This window comes from Veillonella sp., from assembly GCF_015058545.1.
GTDB lineage: Bacteria > Bacillota > Negativicutes > Veillonellales > Veillonellaceae > Veillonella_A.
The window spans coordinates 1-2,867 of the sequence record NZ_SVCB01000031.1 but is presented as its reverse complement, the minus strand read 5'-3'; the positions used below and the strand labels follow the sequence as shown (position 1 = coordinate 2,867).

3 protein-coding genes and 1 pseudogene are annotated in these 2,867 nt (G+C 41.0%); 3 read left to right on the top strand and 1 reads right to left on the bottom strand.

The features are described from left to right. A partial coding sequence (locus E7204_RS01685) for an IS3 family transposase (RefSeq protein ID WP_295180961.1) occupies nucleotides 1–108 on the top strand: 108 nt, incomplete at its 5' end. 79 nt (nucleotides 109–187) lie between these two features. Here E7204_RS01685 and E7204_RS01680 read toward each other — a convergent pair. After that, nucleotides 188–1,102, bottom strand: a complete 915-nt coding sequence (locus E7204_RS01680) for a LysR family transcriptional regulator (protein ID WP_295180959.1) — start codon at nucleotides 1,100–1,102, stop codon at nucleotides 188–190. Nucleotides 1,103–1,330: 228 nt separating this feature from the next. Here E7204_RS01680 and E7204_RS01675 point away from each other — a divergent pair, with 228 nt between their 5' ends. Then, nucleotides 1,331–2,590, top strand: coding sequence for a 3-isopropylmalate dehydratase large subunit (locus tag E7204_RS01675; protein ID WP_295180958.1), 1,260 nt, complete (start codon nucleotides 1,331–1,333; stop codon nucleotides 2,588–2,590). A 54-nt stretch (nucleotides 2,591–2,644) separates the two neighbouring features. Beyond that, nucleotides 2,645–2,867, top strand: a pseudogene (locus tag E7204_RS01670) (3-isopropylmalate dehydratase small subunit); the annotation flags it as partial.

Sequence of the window (2,867 nt, the reverse complement as noted above, 5' to 3'; positions counted from 1 at the left end):
AATAAACTAAGAGATTACATAGACTATTACAATACTAAACGTATCAAACTTAAATTAAAAGGAATGAGTCCGGTAGAATACCGGACCCATTCCCAAAAAGTTGCTTAATTACTTCTGTCCAAGAAAATGGGTGCAGATCAAATAAGCATTTAGTTACAGTCACTTTTTTGTTATGGTGAATACGCTTTTAAATTAGTTCCTTATTATCTTCAAAAAACTGAATGAATTCCTGCATGGCCGGTGTCCGAACAGTCTGTTTATTTGTTGCCAGAACAATGGTGATAGGGAAGGTAATATCTGTGAGGAGACGAACCAGATTATCTTTAGGCGTTACAACTTTGTCGGTCATAAAGGCAGCGGCAGCCGAACTTCCGACTAATTGCTTGATAGTGTGGATTTGATTCGTGCGTAGGCGGATTCTAGGGTTCACGTTATAGAGCTGGAAATACTTGGTAATGATGGCCTGTATATAGGATGTTTCTTTGTAAAAAATCATAGGGATATTTTTATAATCATTTAAGGTAAGCATATGATTCGGGCGACTTTCGGCAAGTTGTACCAAGGGATCGTCCGGGCCAACATAAAGATGATATTCGGTTTTCAATAATGTTGTAAAGTCTAACAATTGGGCATCTGATTCATTTTCAATGAGGAATGTAATATCTAATTTTTGTTCTTTTAGCATTTGTTTTAAGCGAAGAACGCCGGATTCATAAACTTCAAACTCTATATGGGGATAGGCTTTTTGAAAATGGTTAAAGATGACCGGAAATATAAAGGGACTCATCATAGGGGCTACGCCTAAGCGAATAAATTGGCGACCTTTCTGTAACAGCTTGATGCGATCCTCTAAGTTAGCTGTGTGATTTAATAGAGCCGTTACTTCCATGTAAAATTGCTTGCCCGTTTCGGTTAATGTCAGTTGACGTTTGCTTCTATCGAAGAGGGAAAGTTGTAATTCGGCTTCTAAATTTTTTAAAGCCACGGAAAGGCTGGGTTGTGTAATTAATAGTTTTTTGGCCGCTTCGTGGACCGATTTAGAGTTAACGACGGTATAGAAGTAGTTCAGCTGTGTCAGGGTAATCGTATTCAATAAATCCAAAACAGAGCCCTCCTTTAATTGTATGTGCCAAGTAATTGTATTTTATAAATTATGATAGTTTAAAACTATCAAATGATTATTTATTAATATTTTACACTATATAACATCAACTGTATACTTTGAATTATAAGAAAGCAAGCATAAGCAGTGTGGCTAACATACAAGCCGTAGGAAATGTAAAACTTAGGTATTGATTATTAATGGACAAGGGTAAATGAGGAGGACATTATGCACGCTATTGAAAAGTTATTGGCAAAAAAAGCCGGCTTGGATTCGGTTAAGACCGGCCAAATTATTAATTGTGAAATTGACCTAGCCGGAATTAATGATTTGTATTTACAGACGGTTCGTTCCTTTTTTGAAATGGGCGCCACTAAAGTCAGTCATCCGGATCGAATCGCCATGTTTTTAGACCATTATGCACCGGCATCAACGATTACGCAGGCGGATAATCAACGCCAATTCAGAGAGTTTTGCGAAGAACAACATATTGAAAAACTAATGGATATCGACCAAGGCGTTTGCCATCAGGTTGTGGCTGATAAAGGTTGGTCGAGACCGGGGCGCATCATTGTTATCACCGACTCCCATACAACCACCCATGGTGCCTTTGGTGCTTTTGGTACCGGCGTAGGCGCTACCGATTTAGCGATTATTTTGGCGACCGGTCAATTGTGGTTCCGCGTACCTGAAATTATTAAGATTAATTTTGAAGGGACTTTACCGGAAGGCGTATATGCGAAAGACATTATCTTGCATGTTATCGGTCAATTGAAAGCAGACTTTGCCGTATATAAAGCGGTTGAATTTGCAGGGCCTGTCATTGATGCGTTGAGCGTGTCCGAACGCATGGCATTATGCAACATGACGACTGAAATGGGGGCCAAAACTTCCTACATCCAGCCGGATGCGGTAACTAAGGAATTTTTGGCAAGCAAAGGCTTAGTGGAAGGGCAAGACTATGAAGTTTACACAACGGATGCGGACTTCAAATATGCCGATGAAATCACTTTTAACGTGAGTGATCTCACACCTCAAGTAGCGGCACCATCCAGTGTAGATAATGTGTTTGATTTGAAAAAATATGAAGGCCAGACGATTAATCAGGCCTATTTGGGCTCTTGTACCGGTGGTCGTGTAGAAGATTTAAAAGTAGCAGCTGAAATTGTTAAAGGTAAACACATTCCACGTCTTGTTCGTTTTGTTATTGTACCGGCTTCCAAAGGCGTATTTTTAGAAGCTATGGCTAAAGGCTATGTACAGACCTTGGTAGAAGCGGGGGCTACGTTCGTAACACCGGGCTGTGCGGCATGTTTGGGCACGCATGAAGGTATGATTTCATCCGGGGAATATTGTATTACTACAACTAATCGTAACTTCCCGGGCCGCATGGGCTCCACAGAGGCTCATATTTTCTTGGCTTCGCCGGCAACCGTGGCGGCATCGGCTATTAACGGTAAGATTACCGATCCGACACCATACTTATAATGGGTAAGTAATGGTATACAGTGAAACGAGTAATAGTCAGTGAGGAGAATAGTTATGGACAAAATTATTAAGGGCGAAGTATTTACTTTTGGCAACAATATTGATACGGATCAGATTTATCCGGGGCGCTTTGTAGAACTTACCGATTTAAAAGATATCGTACCGCACACCATGCAGGGCGCTGACCCAACGTTTGCGAGTACATTTAAAGCCGGCGACATTGTTGTGGGCGGCACCAATTTCGGTTGCGGCTCTTCCCGTGAGCATGCGGCGATTT